Consider the following 23791-nt stretch of genomic DNA (forward strand, 5'->3'; position numbering starts at 1 on the left):
ATAGTAACTATAAAAAATCCAGAGCCCCGCTAGAGTGGCTCTAGATTTTTTGTTTATTGGTTAGATGAAATTATTCACACGGTGGTGCCATGTGAATTAATGCCAAACCACCAAGTGATGTCTCACGGTATTTACGGTTCATGTCTTTACCTGTTTGATACATGGTATCGATCACTTTATCGAGTGAAATAAGACATTTACTAGTGCGCTTTAACGCCATGCGAGAGGCGTTAATTGCTTTCATTGAACCCATTGCATTACGCTCGATACAAGGCACCTGAACAAGGCCACCAATAGGATCACACGTCATACCTAACGAATGCTCCATAGCAATTTCAGCCGCCATACAAATTTGTTCATTACTGCCGCCGCGAAGTGCGGTTAGCCCTGCTGCTGCCATCGATGATGAAACGCCGACTTCACCCTGACACCCTACCTCAGCGCCAGAAATGGAAGCATTAGTTTTGTATAAAATACCAATTGCACCAGATACCGCTAAGAAGTCTTTTAGTTGCTTTGTATCAAGCTCTTTAATGAAACGATGGTAATACATCAATACACCAGGAATAACACCGGCTGCGCCATTGGTTGGAGAAGTAACAACTTGTCCGCCTGCTGCATTTTCTTCACTTACTGCAAAAGCAAATAAGTTAATCCAATCCATGATCTCCATTGGATCGTTTTCAATAGAGGCGTTTGCTTCTAGTTTTTTCAATAACGCAGGGGCACGACGAACCACGTTTAAGCCACCATCAAGAATGCCTTCAGTTTGAAAACCACGTTCCATACACAATGACATGACTTTCCAGATTTGGTCGGCTTTCGCATCAATCGCTTCCATTGGTTGAAAGGCGACTTCGTTTCGTAATACTAGGCCTCCTAAACTTAACCCATATTTTTCTGCTTTTTCTAACATCTCATCAGCAGACTTAAATGGAAATTCAACGTTAACATCAGTGGTGCTTTTACCATTGATTAATTCATCAGCAGTTGCAATAAAACCGCCACCAACAGAGTAGTAGGTTTCGATGGCAAGTTGTTGTCCTGCGGCATCAAAAATTGAAATAGTCATGCCATTTTCATGCAATGGTAAGTTGGTTTGATGAAAAAGCATGTCCGTTTCATAATCAAAGGTGATTTCATACTCACCTGCGATATGAAGCACTTTATCGTCAATGGCTTTTTTCATGGCTAAATTAGCACTGGTAATCTTAATGGTGTCAGGGCGGTTACCCAGTAGGCCTAAAATGGTCGCTCGGTCAGTATGGTGGCCGATCCCCGTCAGTGAGAGCGAACCATATAAATCAACTTGAACACGAGTGACTTGTGCTAAATAGGGTTGGAGAAGCTGGGTGAAATTGTACCCAGCGATCATAGGACCATTCGTGTGTGAGCTCGATGGTCCAACGCCAATTTTATAGATATCAAAGATAGACAGCATAGACATTACCTATTTAAATGCAGCAAAACCGAAACCATAAATGAGTGAGTATCGTTTACTGGTTTTACTATTATAATAATTAAGTTTAGTTGTTTTGTGGATTTTAGGAGGCGGAATTAACATTAATTACTGAAAACGAACACTCAGAAAAAGAGGATAAAGAGTAGCGTTCTATTATATTATGGACTGAATTATATATTTTTACTCGATGGGCAATAATGGATCTTATTCAACTCTCTCGCATTAGCTTTAAGCATCTTACTGCTCTGCATGTCATGCTCTCTACACACAGCGTAACGCAAAGTGCTGAGATATTATGCATGAGCCCATCAAGTATGAGTAAAACCTTATCTCAATTACGACAATTATTGAGTGATGAGCTGTTTTATCGTGACGGTACGAAATTAATCCCAACCTCTTATGCGTTAAAAATTGGGCCAGTATTGCATCAAATTTTAAATAATATGAATGGCTTGCTGAATCAGTCCACATTTAAACCTAAAGATTTCTCTGGTAAGTACTCACTCTCAATGCGAGAAAGTACTTTTGAGATATTTGCGCCAATCATTAGCGATATTCTGTCTACTCAAGCACCTAATTCTCATATAGATATTCACTCAAAAGAGCAATTGGGTTTTGATGCCTTATTAAATGGGCAAGTCGATGTGATTTTACTGCCACATGATAGAAGTCAGCCGCCAACAACTGAACAACAATTGGTATGGACAACGGTGATCGAAGATGAAATGGTTTGTCTTATGAGTGCCGATCACCCCTTAGTTGATAAAGAGTTAACGGTTGAGGGGTATTTAGCTTATAAGCATATTGGTATTTTTGATAAGGAATTAAATGTTCCTTATTTTGAGCAATGTTTAGCTCAGCAATACCAACCAAGGGACGTCGCGATTTCAGTCGCTGATTTTGGTAGTGCTGCAACCTTATGCCATCACACGGAGTTTTTATTTACTAGTTCTAAAAAATGGGCAGAAATGGCAAGCCAAGCAAAGGGGTTAGTGATAAAACCTATGCCGTTTGATTATGGGCAAGTGGCATATAGTATGGTTTACAATAAATTAAGTATCAATGATCAGGCCGTAAGCTGGCTGTGTGATCGCATTAAAGAAAAATAAGACATTCTGCTTAGGTAATTAATGTTACTATTTTTGGAGAAATATTAGCGTCACATTTTATGTGATGTTTTATAACCAATTGTTTATCAAGGCAGTAAAATGGATTTACCACAAGAACAGATCACCGCAGAGCACTCTTTAGAACGCATATACCCAAAACAGTTGAACCAAGATGATAAAGGTCATCAAGATGTGTTGGATATACACTTAGAGCGTTATCAATTTGCCTCAGAACAGCTACGCGGTACGCAGATTTTAGATATTGCTTGTGGCTGTGGTTATGGCACTGCATTAATGGCAGAGGCTCATCCTGATAAACAATTTATTGGTGCAGATGTTGATCCAATGGCTGTTAACTATGCCAGAGAGCATTATCAAGCGGATAACTTACATTATGTATGCGGTAACGGTATGGATTTTCAATTAACTAGCAAAGAGGGCGGCTTTCAGTACTTTGATACTATCATTAGCTTAGAAACCATAGAGCATGTGCCTGAGCCTCAAAAAATGGTAACGCACTTATTAACTCAGTTGAATGAACAGGGGGTTATGATCGCATCGGTTCCGACCACACCAACGGTTGATGGGAATCCTCACCATTTGCATGATTTTACCGTCGCCTCTTTTTATCGTCTATTTTCAGCTTCAAATTACCAACCAGGTGAGACCTTTGAGCAGATCCAATATTGGGAATTTAAAGGATTGTTTTCGAAAAAAGAATCTAAAGAAAATCGCTCACAAGGGGTGGGGCGGAATATTGTGAAGCACTATATTAAAAAACCGAGCGCGTTGTTTTATCGAATGCGCTCAATAGTGACTAAAGGACTTAATAATCGCTATTTAACGGCGGTTTTCTTTAAGTAATTATTTATTATTCTTGTTTTATAAAACATTAAGTATAAATCGATGGGGTGATCACTGAACGCCCCAATCGAGTTACTAACTTGGCTTCAAACTCTTCCATCTGTACTTTACTGCATTTATCCCATCCTAGCGCTTCACCAATTACGCCATGATATTGGAATGCATTTAAACGGATAGTGATATTTTCGGCTAATGTCTTTAAATACTCACTAATAGCATCGATTTCACACAATAAATCGGTTTTATTTGGAATGTACAACAGCCGAACTTCGTGCAATTTATCGTGTTTAGCTAATAGATTGATCGAGTGTAATACGCGATGATTCTCTCTACCGACTAACCATAGATGCGTGTCATTTTGCCATGCTTTTAAGTCAATCATAGCCCCATCTAAATAGGGTAGAACTTTATTCCATCCTTGCTCAGATAAACTGCCATTGCTGTCAATAAAACAGGTAAGGTGGCCTAATGATTTTTCTGACTTGATGGCTTTAAAGTATTCAATAATGAAGGGTAATTGTAGAGTCGCTTCACCTCCAGAAATCGTAACACCACTTAAAAATGGCGCGTGTTTTTTGGTGAACTCAATTAGCTTTCCTACCGTATACGTTGTTATTTTTGGATTGGATTTACTTGGGCAGAGATCAATGCATTTATCACATTGAGTGCACAGCGCTTCATCCCATATAACTTTCTTGTTTGGTGAATCATCAAAGGTTAATGCACCTGTTGGGCATGGCTCTACGCAATCACCACAATGATCACAGTGATTAATTGTGTGAGGGTTATGACAAGTTATACAATCGTAATTACAGCCTTGTAAGAAGATCACAAGGCGGTTTCCTGGGCCATCAACACAAGAAAAGGTCAGTATTTTACTGACCAATCCTGTTTTGTTGTCGTTGATGTTATCGCCAGAAAAAAGATCAGCGTTAACCATAGTAATAATTTCTTATTCTACGTACGCAGGTGTCATTTCTAGCGCTACAACACGAGGTGTTCGGTTCAATACTTCCGTGTTTTTCGCCGCTTCTGCTCCTAAAAACGTAGTATTGGTTCGAGAGCCTTCAGCGTCGTACTTAGCGATATCAGACAGTTTTACCATGTAACCTGTAATGCGAACTAAATCGTTAGAAGCAACATTGGCGGTAAACTCACGATAGCCTAATTGCAGTGCGCCTTTTGCTAAGTTAAACATTGCTTCAGGGTTTGATTTAACCGTTTCATCAATGGTCAAAATATCACTGACACCAGAGGTGTAATATTGGTGGTGTTCAGCAGTGGCTTGCACATAAGATACTGGATCTGGCTCTGTGCCATAAGGGATGCGAACACCTGGAGTCACATCAAGATCTAAGCTAATGCCACCTTGTGCATGAAGCAGTGCTTTTCCGTGATAGCCGTGTTTTACCTCGGTTGCATCAACGATCTCTGAGAGTTGTTTTGAAATAGCATGGCCCAATTGGTTTGCCATTTCATCATGACCGTATTTTGCTGCAATGCCTTCTTTTTCCATAAGAATATCGACGGCTTCAGCCATGCCGTAAATGCCAAACATTGGTGCGAATCGGTCTTCACTAATTAATCCTTCTTTGGTTAAAAAACCTTCAAAGAAATTTGATTTTTCATGCAAGAATGAACTTCTTGTATTAATTAAGCCAAACATAACGTTGCAGTAATTAGGCAGCACGTTATTAACAAAGTCCGCTTTATTTTGGGCTTTTTTAGCCACTTCTTTTAAATTCATGCGGACAAGAGTATTAGAGCCACCCGCTAACGGTAGCGAGTTGTAGCAACTGACGATGCCAAAGCCGGTGTTATTGTACGCTTTTGCATGTACTGGGTAATTTGCAATGTGAGGTTTACTGCACTCACAAATATTTGCAGCCGCTTGACGAAGCAGATCATCTGGTGTGATTTCAGCGTCGTACATAAAGGTTAAGTTAGGAGCAATTTGCTTTAATTCAGCATCAACACGTAAGATTGTACGACAAATAATATTATCTGTAGGGCCAATGTTTACGTGCATGAAGGCATCAGGTAGTGTGCGATCAAGCATTATCCAAAAACGTTTTATTTTTTGGTAAATTTCTTCATCGCTAAGGGTACCAACAAAAGGCATAAGCACAGTATCAAGTTGGCCAAGATAAACAGGGATAGAAGTAACAGAAGGGACATGATGATAAATTATAGTGAGTAAATTTAATGCAGCATCAAAATCTTCGGCCGCAGATAGCTCTAGGTATTTTGAACCTTGAGATAAAAACTTTGCGTAATCAGGCAATACATAACGAGGTTTAAAAGGGGCGTGGCCCTCAAACATATCACACAGAATGCCATCATCCAGTGCTTGTTGAGTATCAGAGTCAATCTCCATATAAGGCAAGCTAGCCTCAGCTTCTAAGGCTAAATATTGTGATTTCTGTTTTGGAGAAAGGTTTGCATCGGTAATGATGCTATAGAAACGTTCTTGACTCATGATAAAACCCTTTTTATTAGTATGGGTTTATTCTAATGGAATAGCGCAATTTCTTTTAGTGAAAGTATAGGAACTACTTATTTCTATTTCGGAAATGTAAAGATGTTAGTAGTACTGAGGCGCTTTTATTTTCAGCAAGACGCTTAATAGCGGTTATCCATAAAGCCAGGTAAAACAATCACTGATTTAGCGCTGAACTATGCTAAAATAAACGCATTATATGTATCGCCGTTTATTTAAATTTTACCTAAAGTACCCTTATTGTTATGCCAAAATTGCTTATATTAATTAGTTTCCTATTTTCATTCTCTTCACAGGCCGGAATGCTTGAGTTTTGGAGTGCATTTGGTGACAACGTCGATCAAAAACTTGCGAAAGAATTTGAAGCGAGAACAGGCAATCAATTAATGATTCGTAAGTTCTCCATTGATGAAATGAAAGCTGAGTTATTATTGGCATCAAGATCGAAAAATTATATGCCAGATGTAGCATGGGTTCCGTCTGATTTTTTAGGCTTGCATAAATTCATAGGAATTACGCCTATTCCTAAAGTATGGATAAAACAAGAGCAATTAGAACCAGCAGCAAAACAGAGTGCAATGGTTGGTGACAGCTATATGGGATTACCTTTGTTTCTTGGTAATCACCTAATGCTTTTTTATGATAAGAGCAAGATTACTACACCGATTGCGACATGGGAACAACTGCAAGTATTGTCTGAAAAAGAACCGGATAAAATACATATTAGCTATAGCGTAAGAGATATGTATTTCTTCTCAGCGTTTTTCAGTCTGTTTCATCCCAATATACCTTTAGATCAGCTTCAGTTTGATGATGATAAATGCTCAGAAGCACTTGCGTTTTATTATAATTTAGCACAGCTTAATCACCTGAATAATGAGTGTAATAGTTTATGTAGTCGTCAATTATTTATTGATCATAAAGCATCGTATTTAATCGATGGTGATTGGGCTGTGAGTAACTTAATTGAAGAATTTGGATCTGATTTAGGAATTACTTCCTTACCTAGCTATCAAGGGATCCCAATGCAGTCATTATCTGGTGGTAAAGTATTAATAATGACAAAAGCCAGTTTTCAGGACCCTGAAAAAAGAGTCATGATTAAACAGTTAATGGAATTGGCTCAAGATAAAGAGTTTTTAACTAGATTAATTAATGAGCATCAATATATATCAGCGTCAACAGAAGTGAATCAAACAGTCATAGTACCTAATAAAAAAATAATGAATGCTGTCTATCAACAATACTTACAATCTCAACCTATGCCAACGAGTTTACGAGTCTCCTTTGTGTGGGAGGCGCTAGCTAGAGGTGCCTCACGTCATTCTGATGGCATGCCTGAAAAAGAAACGATGAAGTACATAAGAAATCTCATTGATCGATTTACAACGAAAGTGGAAGGATTATGATTTCTCGTCCTTATTTTAGCTTACGTAAAGCATTTACTTATGTTTTACTTATCGCCTCACTTGCGCCATTGATCTTTATTAGTCAATTTTTGACTAGTCGTATTAGCGACCAATTACTAAGCCAAAAAGAGCATCAAATTCAAAATGCTGTATCGACCATTGCTCAAGAGATAGTTGTGGAGCTTGATCGGATTCAACAAAGCTTAAATTGGTTATCTCGAGATCGATTTAATATCCAAGCATTAGATAATATTTTATATTCCAGCGTTGTGACGCATAATCTCGTTCGTTTTAGTGAACTATCAGGATTGATTAATAGTGTTTATATTTTGAATGATAAATGGGAACCTTTATATGATCTTAATGGTCGTCCTTATCATTTTGAAAATAGCCAATTATTAAGAGAAATAAGTGTCGATAAATCGATATATGAACAAGGTTTAACAAAGGCTCACTTCTATACAGAATCCAATTTAATTAAAGGGATACATACAGCCAAAGGCATTGCTTTAGTTACCCCTATGCTAGCTTATAATTTAGAGGGGTCTGGCCGTTATCGTGCTTCTGGTTATGTAGTTGTTTTGATTTCATTTGATACGATTGAGCAGAGTTTTCAGCATTTCTTATTAAAAGACGAAAGCTTTAATTTAAGTCAGCATTTAGATACGCATGAAAATGTAAAATCTGAGATGACAGAAAGTGGTATTTTAGAGCGAATTTTCGTATTGAATAATTCGTCATTTTCATCGCCATTAGCACTTGATATTACCTATCAGTTTTCGGATATGGAGCGCCTTAAAGAGATTAAATCTTCTTTACTGGCCTTATTTACTGTTATTGGGTGGACTTTTGTTACCGTTCTTTTTATTGCAATGGGGATCACTCGCTGGATATCTAAAGAGTTTGTTGGCATGGAAGATACGATTGTCAGTTATGCTTCAAATAAAGAAGTTAAGGATAGGACATTTCAATTCTCAGAATTTGATCGAATGGCATTAGTATTAAGTAAAATGAGCATCACTATTCGAAATCAATTGAATGAACTTAAAAATAAAAATGATGAATTAAATAATTCTAAAAAAGTTATTGAGCGAAGCAATAGAAAGCTCTCTAATTTTAATCAAGAACTTGAAGTTCAAGTATCAAAACAAACAGCTCAGCTTAGCGATGCATTATGTAGAGAGGAACTGAATAAGAACAATCTAGCAGCAGTAATAGAATTTGGTTCAATATATAAAACATTGAGCTATCGCGAGCTTCCTCAGAAGGTTGAATGTCAATTACAGCATTTGTTTTCTGATACTCAGTGGCAGCTACGATTTAAACCGTTAGGAGATAAAAAAGGGATTCAAATACTGTCTAGTAAGGATAAGTTTTTAGCTAGCTTGAGGTTTGAATCTAGTCCTCAATTAGAAGCAAATCAATTAGTATTTAAGCTGTTTGTTAAGCAGCTTTCCTCATGGTTAGAGTTAGTTGATATCGCAAGAAGTGATGCATTAGTGCAATGCGGTAATCGAAAGGCTTTCGATGAAGATTTAGCTCATTATCAAAAACGCTATAGAGATTCAAAAGCAGAATGGAATTTTGGATTATTCATATTAGATGTAAATGGACTCAAAGCAATTAATGATCAATACGGCCATGACTTAGGTGATGAGTTAATCAGAACAAGTAGTTATCACATTTCAGCATTATTAAGTGAAAATGATTCTTTTTATCGAATCGGTGGTGATGAGTTTGCCCTTTTAACTAAAGGAATGACTAGAAAAGAATGCACACACTTGGCTGAACAATTACAAGCAAGTCAAGAGAGCTTAAAATTCTTTGATAAAGAAGGAAAAGCATATGATGCGCATTACTCTATTGGTTGGTCATGCTCAGATAATACTGATTTGTTTAAAATGTTCACAATTGCTGATGAATCTATGTATCAAGATAAGAGAGAATATTACTTACATTTATAATGGAGTAGCACGTTTTTATTATGTAATTGTCTTTATTCTTACTGGTGATCTACACTCTACATTAACCGCTATTTCTTTTAAGAAGTAGCGGTTTTTTGTATCTGATAGATGCTCATGGTTACTTATTTTGTTTATTTTGCGGGCTATGACTAGTTTAGCTCTACGTTATCAGTACCTTACCGTAATTAATAATGTTAACTGTTAGACAAAAAAACAGATAAAGCTCTAATTCGAACGTTCGAATGCGCATTATGTTCGTTTGTGTCACATTTATGTCATGCTCTTCGAGTTATTATCCTTTCTATCTTTTAGGACGCAAAAAATAGGTTAACAATGAAAACACTTATAGCACATCGTGGTATGTCCTCTCTGGCTCCAGAAAATACCCTTTCAGCTTTCTCATTATGTAAAGACCATGGTGTTCAATGGTTTGAATGTGATGTGGATATTCTTCAAGACGGCACGGTAATTATTTCTCATGATGATACGTTAGATCGTTGTACAGATAAAAGTGGTCGCTTATGTGACATTAGTAGCGCTGATCTATCTTCTATTGATGCGGGGAGTTGGTTTAGTGATGATTATATTGATGAGCGTTTACCTACTGTTCAACAACTAATCGCAATGGCGAACGAAAAAGAACTGAATCTAAACATTGAAATTAAGTCGTGTTCAGCCAGTGCGAAGCTAAGTCATCTGTTGATTGATAATTTGATCATTGCTCTTAAAGAGTTAGCACCAGAAAGAGAGCTGATTATTTCAAGTTTTAACCACCTTGTATTATCAGAGTTTAAGCGTAAAAGTCCTCAAACTAAAATTGCGTGTTTGTTTGAAAGTCATAACTTGTGGGATGACTGGAACTCAATTATTGAATGGTGTGAAGCAGATTATATTCACCCTGAAGAGAAAGGCCTTACTCGTGATATGGTACAAAAATTTAAAGCGTCTGGCATTAAAGTCAATGTTTGGACGGTTAATGATTTAGCGCGTGCCAATGAACTGTTTAACTGGGGAGTTGATGGTATTTGTACCGATATCGCGCATAAATTCCCTTCGAAATACAAAGCTCAAAAATAATAATTAAAAAATAAAACAATAACGTGAAAGGATTACCTCTATGAACTTATTTGAAAAAATAGGCTTTACTAGCCGAAATCAATTATTCGGTTTCTTCTCTGTCGTGATGTCAGGCCAAATTATTTATTCGGCTTTTGAAGCCTTTAAAGGCACATTTTATAACTTACTTTTAGAAGTCTTGCAGATAGATAATACCCAAATGGGGATATTATTTACGCTGATTGGTTCGGCGATGTTCTTCTATATTCCTGCGGGCTGGGTCAATAACCGTTTTTCTGTAAAATCCATTTTAATGACCAGTTTGAGTATTCGATTTATAAGTATGATGGTCATCATCTTCTTACAACCCGGTTTTAGTGTATTAGTGGTTATCGCTGGTATTTGGGGCCTAGTTGATGCGGCTTTCTGGCCATCGGTTGTTAATGGTGTGACGTTAATGTCAGGTGATAGAAACAAAGGGATGGCATTTGGCTTGTTAGAATCTGTACGACGTGCAGCAGAAATGAGTATGAATGCGGTGATCGTTGGTATCATGGCACTGGTTGGAGGCTCTATTCTTGTATTCCAAGGTGCGATTGTTTTCTACACGCTACTTATCCTCCCTATGATTTTCTGCGTATGGAAATTTGTACCAGATAATCATATGGAAATTAAACAAGGTGAAAGTAAAAACAAAGAAGCCTTAAAAGGTTTATTCCATGTATTGAAAATGCCAACGGTATGGTTAGCGGCAATAACTTCTCTAACGGTATATTGGATCTATATCACTCTGATCTACACGGTTCCTTACCTACAAGCGGTATTTGGATTATCAACAGCACAAGCGGCTATCTTCGGTATTATTAATACAGGTGCAATGGGCGTAGTTGCTGGTTTAGTTGCGGGTTCGATTGCTGATTTCGTATTTAAATCGTCGATCAAAATGATGTTCTTTGCATTAGGCTTAACCGCGGTTTGTTTAGGTGTGACAATCGCACTACCTAAAACAGAAGGCATGCTGATGATGAACATGGTGCTACTAATGTGCTTCTCATTCAGTATCTTCTTAGCAAAAGGAATTATCTTAGCGCCAGTAGCTGAAGCTGGCGTACCAAAGGATTACAGTGGTTCTGCAATGAGTGTAGGTTCGTTTGCGGCTTACGCTTCTGTGTTCTGGGCTTATGCATTAAATGGCTGGATTATCGATACTTATCCTGCGATTGAAGCCTATCAAATGATCTTTGGTATTGGTTTAACGGTAGCGGTACTTGGCATGGTATGTTCACTTATCTTGATTTCACTGAAGAAGAAAAACGAGGGTGATAAAGAGGGCAAGTTGGTTGAATCAGAAGCTTAATTATCTACTGAATTAAATAAAACCCCCAGAGTGTTAAAATGCTCTGGGGTTTTGTTTGTTAGCTGTGTTGAGTTATCAGCATAACGTAAATGATTAAGCGTTCAGTACAAACTCTTCAATCACTTTAGCGACACCGTGGTCGTTATTACTAACGGTAATATGGTTCGCAATCTCTTTGATATCATCAGTCGCGTTCGCCATTGCAACGCCAAGGCCAGCGTATTTGATCATATGCCAGTCATTACCCGCATCGCCCATGCAAATAACTTCATCCGCAGTAATACCAAGGTGATCAGCTAATGCTTTTACGCCGACCCCTTTATTGCTGTTTGGGTTTAAAAACTCTAAGAAGAAAGGTGCACTTTGTACAATAGTAAATTGCTCATATAGTGCTGCGGGCAGTTGTTTGATGGCAGCTGAAAGTAGTTCTGGCTTATCAATCATCATCGCTTTCATGATTTGTTCGTCATCAGCCAGTTCTTCAAAATCAATAACTGTAATTGGCATACCTGTGATGCTAGATTCATGCTCAGTGTAATGATTTAATTGTGGGGTAATTAAGCCCTTTTCTTGAGAGAAAGCATGAACATGAACACCAAGCTTTTTAGCCAGCTTAGCAATGGCTTTTGCATCAACGCCCGTAATGATTTGGCTGCGGATCACTTCTTCACTTTTTACTTTTTGAACCAGTGAAGCATTGTAGCTAAGAACATAGTCGTCCTCAGTAGTCATTCCTAATTCTTCAAGTTGTGACTTCATTCCGTTGATTGGGCGACCTGAAGCTAATACAACCACAACGCCTTTTTCACGAGCAGCAGCAATCGCTGCTTTGTTTTCAGCTGAGATTTGTTTATCTGAATTAAGCAGAGTGCCATCCATATCCAGTGCGATTAATTTATACATCATAGTTACCATTGGATTAAAAATACTATTAGCTAGCTTACCTGAATTTTATGAAAAAAATACTATATACTGTCGCTGATTTTTACTACTGATACAGGCTAATGAAGTTAAGTTCTCGGTTAGATACCATAAAAAATAAAGTTACCGATCACTATGATCATATTTGGGATTGCTGTTGTGATCATGGACAGTTGGGGGTAGGCTTATTAGCCTCTCACCCTAAGAGTGTGATCCACTTTGTTGATGTCGTGGATGAGTTAATGATTGACCTTGAAAGTCAGCTTCAAAAACACGCATCAGCAATTCAGTCTCAGTGGCAAGTGCATTGTATGGATGTAGCGAAACTACCGTTAATAAAAGGGAAAAAGAACCTGATTATTATTGCAGGCGTTGGTGGGGACTTATTGATTGAGTTGGTGCGTTCTATTCAGTTACGTAATAGTGATATTGAGCTGGAGTTTATTCTTTGCCCTGTATTACATAACTATATGGTCAGATGTGAGTTGATAGAGATGGGCTTTGGTCTGATATCAGAAACTCTAGTCAAAGAGAACAAACGCTTTTATGAAGTGCTGCATATTAGTAATCAAGCAGCAAAACCGATTGCGCCTGTTGGGAATGATATGTGGAACTTATCAGATAGTGATCATCAAGAATATCTAAATAAGACAGTTTCACATTATCAACGAATGGAAGCGAATCCTAAATGTACGAGTAGGGTAAGTGAGCAGTATCAAGAGCTTGTAGGTAAGTAAGTGTTTGGTGAGTAAAAGCTAACGCAATTGATTCATCGTTAGCTTTGTTCGCCTTAATTAATGCTTTTGAAGGCGATGAACCTCTATACCAAACCCTAAAGCACTGTAAGCCAATAAAGAGTAACCAAGTAACTCGGTGCCTTCTTCAGCTAAGTTTTTTATGGTTCGAATATAGTGCCCATCAAGCAATGTTTGCCATAAATAGTTCATTCCTGCTAATCGAGAGAAAACAAGAATAATCACCAATGCACAACTGAGAGTGTAAAAATAGCGGCTATCAAAAAATCTTGCTGACGTAGACAATAGGCCTTTTCTATTTTTAAACGCAAAGATAATACAAATGAATGCAACGACTAAGGCTGGAACTAGCCAGAAACCGTGATAAACCTTGTCCAGAACACCGTCAGACTCCCTTATAAACATACAACTAAAAAAACCAATGATCAGCGTAGCAAAGGCTCGTGCTTTTTTGTTTACTACAGCGATGTAAGTAAAAGATACGATCACAACGAGTAGTAAAAATTGCTGATAATACTCTGTTAATGAGTTTTCACTAAGTCCATTATTTAAAACGATAATATCAGTACGAATAACAAGATAAGCAATAGCGGCGACAATGCATTGGATAAAAAATTGCAGCAATCCTTTTTGGATTTTTTGAATATCTGGGTGTGTTGAGTAGGAAAGAAACATGACAGCCTCAAGTGTTATTGACTAATTCATCACTATAGAGACTGTGAAGCAACCTGTATGTACCCATTTTTAAAAAATAGGATTCCATATCAAGAGGCTACCATGTTGTAAAGTATTTATGAAGCGTAATTCATAATATACAGTAGAGAGGTTGTTGATATCACAACCCATAAGCTAATACCAAAGATCAACGGCTTTGCGCCCGCCGCTTTGATTTTTTCAATTGATATACCACACCCGATAAAGAATAAGCACAGAACTAATAGCTTTTTCGATACATCAAAAATACCTTCATAAACTAGATTGAACTGCGGTAGGTTATCGCTGATTAAAATAGCTAAACAGTAGAAAAGGATAAAGTAAGGGATCGTAATTTTTTTACTGTTGCTACGAAAAAGCAAAGCACTAATAAAGGCAACAGGAACAATCCATAATGCACGCGCTAATTTAAGCGTTGTTGCGGTTTTTAACGCTTCTTCACCGTATGCAGAAGCGGCACCAACCACGGATGAAGTATCGTGAATCGCAATAGCTGCCCAAGTACCAAAGGCGTGTTGGCTTAGCTCTAATGCATGGCCAATGACAGGGAAGATGAATAGCGCAATTGAGTTCAATACAAATACCGTAGCTAAAGCAAGACCTGTAGATTCTTCATCAGCATTAATCGCAGGAGCAACCGCAGCAATAGCGCTACCGCCACAAATAGCAGTACCCGATGCGATCAGATGGCCTGTCACTTTATCCAGTTTCATCAATCGTGCTAGTAACCAACCTAGAACGAGTGTGCCTACAATGGTTGATAAAATAATACCAATTCCATTTGAAGTTGCTTCTATTGCTTCATTCAGCTGAATACCAAACCCTAAGCCAACAATAGAGTAAGCTAATAATTTTTTAGTGACTTTTCCCAATGCAAAAGTCGTGGGTACAAAACCAAAGCTTGCTAAAGCAAAACCCATAACTAAAGCGGTAGGTGAACTAACCCAAGGGGTGAGCGTTAATAGTGCAGCAAGATAAAAAGGAAAATAATGTTGTAAGTGGGATTTATTAAAAGTCATGTTCATTATTCGTAGGCATAGATAAAACAAAGATATCACTTTTATTCTGTTTAGTAAGTTTAATAATTCAATATATTAGGTTAAATAAACCTTAACATATGTAAGGGTTTTGAAAATGATTCGTAGTGCAGCGCAATAGACTGGATCTCTTAAAAATAAAAGCAAATTTAAGAGAGTTACACTCTTATAAATTCAAGGTTAATCGGTATACTTTTTAAACAGAACAAAATAAAAAATGAGCTAGGTAGAAGATCCCAAGGAGGGAGTATGGAAGAAACAAAAACAGCAGATGGAAATAGTGGCGTAGAAGAAACGGAAGAAAGCGGAAGCGTATTACAATGGGGTCGTCTTTCTCGTTTTAATCATATTATTTGGACGGTATTAGTTGGCACGCTTCTCGCTCGAACTACGTATTTTATGGCTTGGCCATTTCTCATCGTTATTCTTTATCAAGACTTTAATGCCAGTGCAGTTATGGTTGGATCTATTTTAGCTGGTTCAGCGGTGGTGGGCTCATTTACGGGACTATATTCAGGTTGGCTATCTGATAAATTTGGCCGTAAGTGGGTGATGGTTTCTGGGTGTATTACTGCTGCATTTTCGTATTCAGGGATTGGCATTGCGAACTCTATTTTTCAACTGTTTATCTTAGTCGCTATGTGCGGCTTAATGCGACCAATGATAGAAGCCCCGGCAAAGGCGGTGATTGGAGATAACCTAGACGATGAAAAAGACAGAGAGCTCGCGCTTAATGTTCGTTATTTTTTGATTAATGTAGGTGGAGCAATTGGCCCTCTAATCGGTATTACTTTAGGTTTAGCTCATCCAAAGATATTGTTCTTAGTCACAGGAATTACCTATTTGGTTTTTGGTCTCTTTTTGTTTATCTCTTTTGCTAAAAGTAAGAGCGAAACTTTACTTTCTAAAGCAACGGCAGATGTAACATCGTTTTTATCAACGGTTCGAATTATTAGTAGAGACAGGTTGTTTATTAAGTTAATTGCGGCGAATTTGATCATGATGTTTGTTTATGGCCAATACGAATCGTCAATCCCTCAAGTTATTGTTCGTACCGATATTGTCGATGCGGCTAAGTTTATTAGTGGCTTGGTGTTAGTGAATACATTAACAATTGCGGTGTTGCAGTTCCCAATGCTCAAGTTGCTTGAAAATGTTCCCCTATTTACACGTACCCGTATTGGTATGGCGATGATGGCCTTGGCACAAATTGCTTTCTTAATGGTGCCGATTGATTTTCCGGTTGGCTGGCTAATGGCGTGCTTTATTTTAAGCGTGGGAGAAGTGATAGCTTTTCCAACCTTAAATGTGCAAATAGACCAATTAGCACCTAAACATTTGCGAGGAAGCTACTTCGGTGCAGCGGCCATTTATGGACTCGGTTTTGCGCTTGCTCCACTCGTTGGAGGAGTGCTTATTCAACTTGGTGGTGCAACCCCTCTGTTTATTGCTTGTTTTGTTCTTTCTTTACTAATGATTGGTTTATATAAGTGGGCGGAGAAGGAAATTACACCCTCATCAGAGAGCTAAAAAATAACGATAAAAAGTAAAATTACAGCCGTACGGTAGTTTATATACGGCTTTTTTTGATGCTTTTATTTGTAGTAAGGTTTTGTAAGCTAGTGTAAGCTATCTCGTTTCGTTATAAACACTGTTAGAAAGTAAGTTAAAGGGTTTATTCTTTATGGATATTCAATCAGGTCTTGGTTCACTTTGTCGATTAATCTCGATGAAATCGACAAAACGTTTTCATGCATGGTTAGCCGAACGAGGTGTCGTTATCACACCAGAGCAGGCATATATTATTGCGAGTATTGCAAAGTCAGATGAATTTCATCAAAGTGAATTGATGTCTTTAACATTTTTAGCAAGTGATAAATCTAAGATTAGCCGCATTGTGCAAAGTCTTGTTACTGCTGGCTATTTAAGCCGTAGTGACGATGAGGTTGATCGTCGTTCAAAAATTTTGCGCCTGACTCCAGAAGGTGTAAAAGTGGCGTTATTACTAAAAGAAGCGGCGAATATTAACGTTGAACTTTACAATGAACTCTTTACTGAAGATGAATTAAAAGCACTTCAAACGTCCTTAGTTAAGGTACTTAACGCGCTTTAACTTTCCCCATCATAAATGCTTAATTCTTGTCAAGTTGCTCAGTATTTTCGAGTGCTTAGCAGCTTACAAAAATACACTTGAGACAATTATCACTCGTCCGTAAGCTTTCTTTTCCTGTTTATTACATGTATGAGAAAGCCAATGAAGAAGATCATATTAAGTGCGTTTGTCGGTATATTGTTGACTGCGTGTGGTTCTGATAATGATTCAAAACCTACCCCTCCTGCAGCAAATGTTATCGATGTAAGAAACCCTGCTGATGTACAAAAACTCGGTCAGTCTTATGAACTATTACTTCATATTAAAAAAGCGACTCATGCAGCCAGTGGTGAAACGGATCGTTTAGCAACTAATGCGGTAATATTTTCAAAACCAATTCCTACAGTAAATCCTACCTTCGCGCAACATCATGGCGTGCCATTATTAAATATGAAAATGCAAGGGGCGATGACGGTTGAGTTAGCTGCTACTGCTATTGTTAATAATGTGGAATATGATCTAAAGAACTTTGATATCTTCTACCAACCAACAAGTACGTGGAGTGAACCAGACCTATCAATATATAAAGTTGAAAATGACATTAATAATGTGACGTTTTGGAAACGTGGAACATCGTTTGATTTTAATTCATCACTATTAAATGATCACGATAAGATCGATATGGAAAATGGCTTACCTCTTAATATTTACGTTAAATTGGGTAATAAGCTTAGCAATGGCATTCAAATCTATGGTGAACAGCCAGAGTATATGCAGTATAAAAGTGTAAGACCATTTAATGATAATGGTACATATGCTATGACATTAATGCAGTAAGTCATCTTACATAAGAATTTAGCTCATTCACTGACAGCGAACTGCAAGTGAATGAACCAGAGATGGTGACATTTTTTGAAACCTATTTCCCTACAAGAGCAGAGTTTGCTGCATTTAAAGCGAGCTTATAATATTAATTAGATAAAACGAAAAGGCTGAATATAAAATATTCGGCCTTTTTTATTAAGGTTATTATGTTTGATCAATATTCCTTTATTTCCATAATGTCACTGGCTATTACTGTCATTATTTTTATTCTAAAAAAGAAAAAACCACATATTAAAAATATGCTTATTTGCGCATTATTATCAGTGCTCATTCCCGCGAAATACGTAGATATTATAAAATACAGTGCGATTTCAGATACTGAGATCCTCAATGGCTATGTAAAAAGTAAAGCGAAAGAAAAGGTGCAGTGTGAGCACTATCGAGAAGTGTGTACCACGAGTAATAATGTGAAAACCTGTGAGAAATATTATGATCATAAGTTTGATATAGACTGGACGGTTCGTACCACAGCTGGGACAGTTTATATTAATCGAATTGACCAGCAAGGACTTAAGGAACCAAGGCGCTTTAGAGAAGTGGTAATTAATGAACCAGCCTCCATAGAAAAGCATTATGAAAATTACTTATTGGCTAATGAAGACTCTCTTTTCTCTCATTACAGCAGTGAATTAAAGCGCTTTGGTAAATACCTACCGTCGTATCCCAAAGTATATGATTATTATCGAATAAATCGCGTGATTTATGCTGATGATGAGTTTAAATCTATAGCACTAGATTGGAATGAGAAACTAAATAATACCCTGAAAAAATTAGGCAGGAAAAAGCAGGTTAATCTTATTGTTGTATTAACGAAACAACCGCCAGAATTCTTTTATGCTTTACAAGCTAAATGGAAAAGCGGGAAGAAAAACGATGTAATTTTGGTATATGGAGTAGAAAACCAGCGTGTAAAGTGGTTCTCATCCACCTCTTTTCTTGATGGCTATTTAAATAATGATATGCACAGTAAATTGCGATTGACTAGCCTAGAGCAGTCGCTAAATAACAAGGTGTTAGATAAAGCCATTGCTATTATTGATGATGACTTTACTCGTTATGAAATGAGTAATGAAGAAGCCCAAAAAGAAGCCTTCCGTATGCCGTGGTATCACTTATTGCTCGCCTTAGTGCTTGGTCAATTACCTAGCATTATTATGTTATTACATTTCCACTTAATTGTTATCCCTACTAGGAGTTTCCGTGTATAAATTAGTGTTTATTATATTTGTGGTTTTTTGTACGTTAGCAGCAAGCTTGTTTACGAGCTTTGTCGGTTATCATGATAAAGCCGTTCGTTTCGAAGCTAATATTGAAAAGTTATACAAAAGCAGTCAATCGATGTTTTCTAATGGAACATTAGCCATATTGGATAAAGCAAAGATACAACAGAATTACGCAAAAGATTTTAAAGAAGTTTTAGAGAAGAGTATTGGTGCGCGAAGCCAATCAGAATCAGGCCTGGTGATGAAGTGGGTTAAAGAAATGAATCCAACACTAGACTCTCAAGTTTATCTGGATTTATCTTCATACGTTGAAGGAATGAGACGTGATTTCCACCTTTCGCAAAATCGCTTAATGGATGCTTGTGCCAGTTATGAAATCGCAAGAAGGAGCGCTATTTCAGGGTTGTTTATGAGAATGAATGGTTTTCCTACCATTGATTTGAATAAACGCTGCACAGTATTAAGTGATTCGATTACTAATGAAGCCTTTGATACGGGTATTCAAAAACCATTGTTATAATGTGGAATAACACTATAAATGGCTAATATAATGTACCTCTTTTTGTTTTTCCTAAGAGGTATTTTTATGTCTTGTAAAATTTAGTTATAAAAAAGCCATCACAGAGTAGTGATGGCTGCTTTTGTTTACAAAGAGAACACTATCTCCTAATTACTCTTCTGGGCGCCAGCTAAGGGCACTTGCAACTGAACCTATAACTAAGATATCTTTTTGATCTTCTGTTAGCTCAGGTAGCATTTGGAGAGTCATGATTCCGTTGGTTTGAAGCGCGGCAACTTCAGTGGTGTTATGTTTGAAGCTATAGCCTAGTGGGTGTTCTATTGGCATTATTAAACTGTCGCTTGTATGAATAGTTTCAACCGTATAAGTATTGTTATTAACGGTTATTTCACCTGCTTCTTTCTTTTCAACACCAAAGTCAATTACTCCTGCTTTTGGAGAAATATGGTAGTTGCCCACTTGTTGATTACCGGTCGCAATTGAGCATTTATATGGCGAATTACCACCAAAGCTAATACCGCCAACATTGACAGAAGTGCCACCGCCAGAACAAACCAATTGCCATACTCTGTTATTATCAAGACGTTCAATTTCTACTCCCATTTCACCTTTTTTAAATGATACAGTTCCAAACCAAGAGCTTCCCGATGAATCTCGAGAATAAGCCCCTTTATATAGTCCGCCAATAGTGAATTCCCCCGTTGAACCAAGGCCAAATAATTCACCATTTGTTTTGATGGGTAACTCTGGTTGAGCATTTACCGCGGCTGATTTATCCATAATCGCGACTGAACCACAGGCAGTTAATGTGACGCTAGAAAGTAATAGGAGTAGTTTTTTATTCATGAATAGACTCGTATTGATAGTTGTAATGGTTGTCTCTTATTTATTTTGGAGGAGAATATATGAACAATATTTAGTTGTAAAGTGAGAGTTATTCATTTAAAAACTGTATCCAGTTAAGAGTATGATGTGTTAAAAAATGATGTAAATTATTGTTATTAAATTGTTTTTGTTTATTTGTTTTTTTGCTCCATTTAAGTTGGTTAATTTCAGATTGTGTAAATATAAGTCTTGTTGTGTCAGCTTAATGGTCATTAGGTTTGGTCATGCACTTATAGCCCTCTTTTTTTGTAAGGCGAAATTATATTCGGATAAATATTCTGGTTCATGGATATAGAACCCCTGCAGGTAATCAAAACCAAGCTCAATACAGCGGTCGTACAGAATTTGGTCGGAAATAAACTCTCCAACAACAGGTACGTTTAATTTTTGAGCAATTTCAATCATTGACATCACCCAGGTTTCACCGATTTCATCGTCCTTTAAAGATTTAATGATGTCGCCATCTACTTTGAGCGAGTCAAAAGGGAGATTCCGTAAGTAGTGATAGTTCGCATAACCAGAGCCAAAATCATCAATTGAAATATTGACACCAAGTTGTTTTAGTTGAACAAGAAAATTGGCAACATCTCGTAAATTGGTAATCGCAATGGTTTCAGTTATCTCAAAACAGAGTTTTGAAGCGGGAATATATTTTTGCTGCTTTAAGATAAGCAGTAAACGTTGCCTAAAGCTTTTATCAATTAAGGACTGTCCAGATAGGTTAATACCAATCATGGTAACAGCGCGAATAAATGAAGGGTTGTTTTTAGAAAAATTAATGACTTGGTTTACCATATACAGATCAATATCTGGCATTAATTGATAACGCTCAGCGGTTGAGATGAAATGGAATGGACTAATTAATTTTCCTTGCTCATTTTCAAGTCGAGCTAAGATCTCCAAGTAAATATTATTAGGCTCAGAGACTTTTAAGATCTGTTGGCAAAACAAGTGAATTTTGTGATTGTTAATGGCATTTTTAAGTCGTACTGAGTCCAACATATCACTTCGAAATGTCAGAACATCACTCTGATTCATATCAATAGTATAGAAACCATTTCTGCCACGATCTTTTGCTGAATAACAAGCATGGTCAGAAATGGACATAATGTCTGATTCTTTTGTATTTTTAGTATCAAATAAGACAATTCCTATACTGGCACTCACATCAAAAATTTGTCCAGAATGACTCACTTTTAACTTAGACAAATGGGTAAGAATGCAGTTAGCTAAGTCTTCAGCCTCTGATTTAGAAGCAAATGGCATTAACACACAAAATTCATCTCCTCCCATTCGAGCTACGGTAATATCAGAAGAGGAAAGAGTGCATTTACAGGTATTGAGTTGTTGGGCTATTTGCTTGAGTAGTTCATCACCAGCAGAGTGTCCTGCGATATCATTCAGTAATTTAAAGTGGTCTAAGTCTAAAAAAAGCAGAGCATTATGAGGAACCTCTCCTTTTAAAAGTTGGTTTAGTTTTTTAGTTAAATAACGTCGATTATAGAGTTCAGTCGTTGAATCAGTTGTTGCTAAATATTCAAGGTGCTCTCTATGTGTTGCTTCTTGGGTTATATCTTCTAAGGTAATTTCAAGGTGATGTGTTGTTTGAGATTGTTGAATATAATACTTTAGATAAAGTCCTTGAAACTGTAATTCATCTTTAATGCCATTATATAAATTGGTTCTTTTTGCATCCCATGCGTGATTAATAATTGATTGAGACAAACATTCTAGTAGCATCGGTTTTTGCGTTGTTATGTGTTCGAATGCGGCGTTTTGCTGAATAATATGACCATTCAAACTCATGGTACAAAGGCCTTCTTTAGAGTTGTCATACAGATCTTTATATAAAGTTAATTGCTTTGATAGCTCAACTTGCATTCGATTACGTTGATTAATAGTGTCGTTAATACTTCGAGCATGAAGCATAGAGATAATGCAAATACTCAACATAGGGCTAATGGCATAAAGCATTTCAAATTGGTGTATAGATAAACCAATTTGCTTGGATGAGATTAATCCCATAATTTGTAGGTTAGCGATTGCATTTACGAGAGTAAAAATAAACCAAGAGCCAAAGAACCAAAGCGCCTTGTTATTACCACTTATTCCTTCTTTTAAGCATATATAAACAAGATATAGGGTTGCTACTGTGCCTAATAGCAGTTCTGTACTAAGAAGCATTGAGTTGCTATAAAAGCCTGAGATAAGGATCAAACTAAGGTAGCTAAATATAACAACCTTTAGTTTTTTCTTGGATGGTGATGATAAATTACAACTGCATATCGCAAATATGATGGATGTGATTATCCCTAAAGGAATATTAATTATATGGATGTATTTATTGATTATGGGATAATTAGCAGTGAAATGATAGCTAATAAAACCAAATCGATAGAGTGTTGCGATTGCGATATTGATCAACAGCATAGAATAAGTTACCGCTGAAAGCATATTCTTTCTACGAGTCATACAGCATGATATTAAAATGCACAAAAAAATCGCACCAAGAATACCAGCCCCTAGAAATGATTGCTGATGAAACTCAGATTTTATTTCGTGTTTTGAGGCAAATAATAAAGGGACAGTGTTGAGCGGTAAGCTGCTTTTTAACTTAATGTAAACCCAACCAGAAGAGTCAAATCGTTGTTTTATCGCTATGCAATAATAATAAGAGCTAAAATCTTCGTGGAAGACACTTTCTCGATTATCTCCTCCTTTAGTATGGTTATAAATAACACTGCCAGTATCGTTAGTATGCCAGAAATCAATGTAGTTAATGTAAGCATCATTATATTTTAATAATGCTTCTTTTTCTGAAAAAGAGCTCGATTTAGGTACTTTTACTTTTAGCCATACATTATTATTGAGTTCTTTTTCTGGTGAGTTTATTTTCCAATGAGTAAATGAAATAGCATCGTTTAAGGTCTTGATACCAGTGTTATTAGTGTAATAAAAATCTGAAATGTACTCTTTAGATAGTACATTATGGTGAGTTAATGAAAAAAGTAAAATAGTAATAATTTTTAGTAGCTTAA

At 37.0% G+C, this 23791-nt stretch carries 20 protein-coding genes; 12 read left to right on the plus strand and 8 right to left on the minus strand.

All coding sequences use genetic code 11. The annotated features are described in order from the left end of the window. Window positions 1–70: 70 nt before the first annotated feature. Window positions 71–1441 carry an L-serine ammonia-lyase gene (locus PVK71_RS04025; RefSeq protein ID WP_274417589.1) on the minus strand — a complete coding sequence of 457 codons (1371 nt, stop codon included), beginning with the start codon at window positions 1439–1441 and terminating at the stop codon, window positions 71–73. Between the two features lie 218 nt (window positions 1442–1659). Here PVK71_RS04025 and PVK71_RS04030 point away from each other — a divergent pair, with 218 nt between their 5' ends. Both PVK71_RS04030 and PVK71_RS04035 read left to right on the plus strand, forming a co-directional pair. Continuing rightward, on the plus strand, window positions 1660–2571 hold the full coding sequence (locus tag PVK71_RS04030; protein ID WP_274417588.1) for a LysR family transcriptional regulator: 912 nt from the start codon (window positions 1660–1662) through the stop codon (window positions 2569–2571). A gap of 99 nt (window positions 2572–2670) precedes the next feature. Continuing rightward, complete coding sequence (locus PVK71_RS04035) at window positions 2671–3435, plus strand: class I SAM-dependent methyltransferase (protein ID WP_274417587.1); 765 nt, start codon at window positions 2671–2673, stop codon at window positions 3433–3435. 28 nt (window positions 3436–3463) lie between these two features. Here PVK71_RS04035 and PVK71_RS04040 read toward each other — a convergent pair whose 3' ends face one another. Together PVK71_RS04040 and PVK71_RS04045 are read right to left on the minus strand one after the other, a co-directional pair. After that, window positions 3464–4375 carry a YjjW family glycine radical enzyme activase gene (locus tag PVK71_RS04040; protein WP_274417586.1) on the minus strand — a complete coding sequence of 304 codons (912 nt, stop codon included), beginning with the start codon at window positions 4373–4375 and terminating at the stop codon, window positions 3464–3466. Between the two features lie 12 nt (window positions 4376–4387). After that, on the minus strand, window positions 4388–5914 hold the full coding sequence (locus tag PVK71_RS04045; RefSeq protein WP_274417585.1) for a YjjI family glycine radical enzyme: 1527 nt from the start codon (window positions 5912–5914) through the stop codon (window positions 4388–4390). Between the two features lie 266 nt (window positions 5915–6180). On the opposite strand from PVK71_RS04045, the gene PVK71_RS04050 reads away from it, so the two are divergent. The 4 genes from PVK71_RS04050 (at window position 6181) to PVK71_RS04065 (ending at window position 11721) form a co-directional block, all read left to right on the plus strand. Further along, on the plus strand, window positions 6181–7344 hold the full coding sequence (locus PVK71_RS04050) for a sugar ABC transporter substrate-binding protein (RefSeq protein WP_274417584.1): 1164 nt from the start codon (window positions 6181–6183) through the stop codon (window positions 7342–7344). Further along, window positions 7341–9308, plus strand: coding sequence for a GGDEF domain-containing protein (locus PVK71_RS04055; RefSeq protein WP_274417583.1), 1968 nt, complete (start codon window positions 7341–7343; stop codon window positions 9306–9308). Before PVK71_RS04050 ends, PVK71_RS04055 begins: the two co-directional genes overlap by 4 nt. A 333-nt stretch (window positions 9309–9641) precedes the next feature. Next, window positions 9642–10385 carry a glycerophosphodiester phosphodiesterase family protein gene (locus tag PVK71_RS04060; protein WP_274417582.1) on the plus strand — a complete coding sequence of 248 codons (744 nt, stop codon included), beginning with the start codon at window positions 9642–9644 and terminating at the stop codon, window positions 10383–10385. Window positions 10386–10425: 40 nt separating this feature from the next. Continuing rightward, complete coding sequence (locus tag PVK71_RS04065; protein ID WP_274417581.1) at window positions 10426–11721, plus strand: MFS transporter; 1296 nt, start codon at window positions 10426–10428, stop codon at window positions 11719–11721. 93 nt (window positions 11722–11814) lie between these two features. Here the strand turns inward: PVK71_RS04065 and yidA are convergent, their stop codons facing one another. Continuing rightward, a complete protein-coding gene (gene yidA / locus PVK71_RS04070; protein ID WP_274417877.1) occupies window positions 11815–12624 on the minus strand; it encodes a sugar-phosphatase in 810 nt (269 codons plus the stop codon). Between the two features lie 101 nt (window positions 12625–12725). On the opposite strand from yidA, the gene PVK71_RS04075 reads away from it, so the two are divergent. Beyond that, window positions 12726–13379 (plus strand): tRNA (adenine(22)-N(1))-methyltransferase, encoded by a 654-nt coding sequence (locus PVK71_RS04075; RefSeq protein WP_274417580.1) that lies wholly within the window; start codon window positions 12726–12728, stop codon window positions 13377–13379. A 57-nt stretch (window positions 13380–13436) separates the two neighbouring features. Here PVK71_RS04075 and PVK71_RS04080 read toward each other — a convergent pair whose 3' ends face one another. Then, complete coding sequence (locus PVK71_RS04080; RefSeq protein WP_274417578.1) at window positions 13437–14072, minus strand: hypothetical protein; 636 nt, start codon at window positions 14070–14072, stop codon at window positions 13437–13439. Window positions 14073–14188: 116 nt separating this feature from the next. Further along, the gene (locus tag PVK71_RS04085; protein WP_274417577.1) at window positions 14189–15130 is read right to left on the minus strand and encodes a YeiH family protein; all 942 of its coding nucleotides are present in this window, start codon (window positions 15128–15130) and stop codon (window positions 14189–14191) included. A 267-nt stretch (window positions 15131–15397) separates the two neighbouring features. On the opposite strand from PVK71_RS04085, the gene PVK71_RS04090 reads away from it, so the two are divergent. The 5 genes from PVK71_RS04090 (at window position 15398) to PVK71_RS04110 (ending at window position 19868) form a co-directional block, all read left to right on the plus strand. Next, the gene (locus PVK71_RS04090; protein WP_274417576.1) at window positions 15398–16678 is read left to right on the plus strand and encodes an MDR family MFS transporter; all 1281 of its coding nucleotides are present in this window, start codon (window positions 15398–15400) and stop codon (window positions 16676–16678) included. Window positions 16679–16832: 154 nt separating this feature from the next. Then, window positions 16833–17261 (plus strand): MarR family winged helix-turn-helix transcriptional regulator, encoded by a 429-nt coding sequence (locus PVK71_RS04095; RefSeq protein WP_274417575.1) that lies wholly within the window; start codon window positions 16833–16835, stop codon window positions 17259–17261. 141 nt (window positions 17262–17402) lie between these two features. Further along, entirely contained in the window at window positions 17403–18077 is a 675-nt protein-coding gene (locus PVK71_RS04100; RefSeq protein ID WP_274417574.1) for a hypothetical protein, read from the plus strand. A gap of 194 nt (window positions 18078–18271) precedes the next feature. Further along, window positions 18272–19333, plus strand: coding sequence for a hypothetical protein (locus tag PVK71_RS04105; protein ID WP_274417572.1), 1062 nt, complete (start codon window positions 18272–18274; stop codon window positions 19331–19333). After that, the gene (locus tag PVK71_RS04110) at window positions 19326–19868 is read left to right on the plus strand and encodes a hypothetical protein (RefSeq protein ID WP_274417571.1); all 543 of its coding nucleotides are present in this window, start codon (window positions 19326–19328) and stop codon (window positions 19866–19868) included. The genes PVK71_RS04105 and PVK71_RS04110 overlap by 8 nt, the downstream gene beginning before the upstream one ends. Before the next feature lie 150 nt (window positions 19869–20018). Here PVK71_RS04110 and PVK71_RS04115 read toward each other — a convergent pair whose 3' ends face one another. After that, the gene (locus tag PVK71_RS04115; RefSeq protein ID WP_274417570.1) at window positions 20019–20714 is read right to left on the minus strand and encodes a hypothetical protein; all 696 of its coding nucleotides are present in this window, start codon (window positions 20712–20714) and stop codon (window positions 20019–20021) included. A 261-nt stretch (window positions 20715–20975) separates the two neighbouring features. Continuing rightward, on the minus strand, window positions 20976–23791 hold a 2816-nt coding region (locus PVK71_RS04120; RefSeq protein WP_274417569.1), incomplete at its 5' end, for an EAL domain-containing protein.

Origin of the sequence: Aliivibrio sp. S4MY1 (genome assembly GCF_028765545.1) — a bacterium.
In the GTDB taxonomy this organism is placed as follows: domain Bacteria; phylum Pseudomonadota; class Gammaproteobacteria; order Enterobacterales; family Vibrionaceae; genus Aliivibrio.